The 1,091-nt window shown below is 54.8% G+C and carries 1 protein-coding gene; it reads right to left on the bottom strand.

Annotation, left to right across the window (positions count from 1 at the left end; genetic code table 11):
• Positions 1-2: 2 nt before the first annotated feature.
• The coding region (tuf, locus tag CDH47_RS17450; RefSeq protein ID WP_100641626.1) for an elongation factor Tu at positions 3-1,091 on the bottom strand (1,089 nt) is incomplete at its 5' end.

The following is a 1,091-nucleotide window of genomic DNA, read 5'->3' as shown; positions in this document are numbered from 1 at the left end:
TATTACTCGATGATCTTTGCGACGACGCCGGCACCAACGGTACGGCCGCCTTCGCGAATCGCGAAGCGTAGACCGTCTTCCATGGCGATCGGAGCAATCAACGTTACTTCCATCTTCACGTTGTCACCAGGCATAACCATTTCCACACCTTCCGGCAACTCACAGGAACCAGTTACGTCAGTGGTACGGAAGTAGAACTGCGGGCGATAGCCTTTGAAGAACGGAGTATGACGTCCGCCTTCGTCTTTGCTCAATACGTACACTTCGCACTCAAACTTGGTGTGCGGCTTGATGCTGCCCGGCTTACACAGAACCTGACCACGCTCAACGTCGTCACGCTTGGTACCACGAAGCAGTACACCTACGTTCTCACCTGCACGACCTTCGTCCAGCAGCTTACGGAACATCTCAACACCGGTGCAGACGGTCTTGACGGTATCCTTGATACCAACAATCTCAACTTCCTCACCAACCTTGACGATGCCGCGCTCAACACGACCAGTCACAACCGTACCACGACCGGAGATAGAGAACACATCCTCAATCGGCAGCAGGAACGGCAGATCAATCGCACGCTCCGGCTCAGGGATGTAGTCATCCAGAGCTTCTACCAGCTTCTTAACAGCGGTAGTACCCATTTCGTTGTCGTCTTTGCCCTGCAAAGCCATCAATGCAGAACCGGTGATGATCGGGGTGTCGTCACCCGGGAAGTCGTACGCGCTCAACAGCTCGCGAACTTCCATCTCAACCAGCTCAAGCAGCTCTTCATCGTCAACCATGTCCGCTTTGTTCAGGAACACAACGATGTAAGGAACACCTACCTGACGAGACAGCAGGATGTGCTCACGCGTCTGCGGCATGGGGCCGTCAGCTGCAGAACAAACCAGAATTGCGCCGTCCATCTGAGCCGCACCGGTGATCATGTTCTTAACATAGTCAGCGTGGCCCGGGCAGTCTACGTGTGCGTAGTGGCGGGTCGGGGAGTCGTACTCAACGTGAGAGGTCGCAATGGTTATACCACGCGCACGCTCTTCCGGTGCGTTATCGATCTGATCGAATGCACTCGCAGAACCTGTACCCCAAACTTCGTG

Source organism: Marinobacter salexigens (assembly GCF_002806945.1).
In the GTDB taxonomy this organism is placed as follows: domain Bacteria; phylum Pseudomonadota; class Gammaproteobacteria; order Pseudomonadales; family Oleiphilaceae; genus Marinobacter; species Marinobacter salexigens.
The sequence above is the reverse complement of the archived record's forward strand: the minus strand, read 5'-3'. Positions and strand labels throughout refer to the sequence as shown.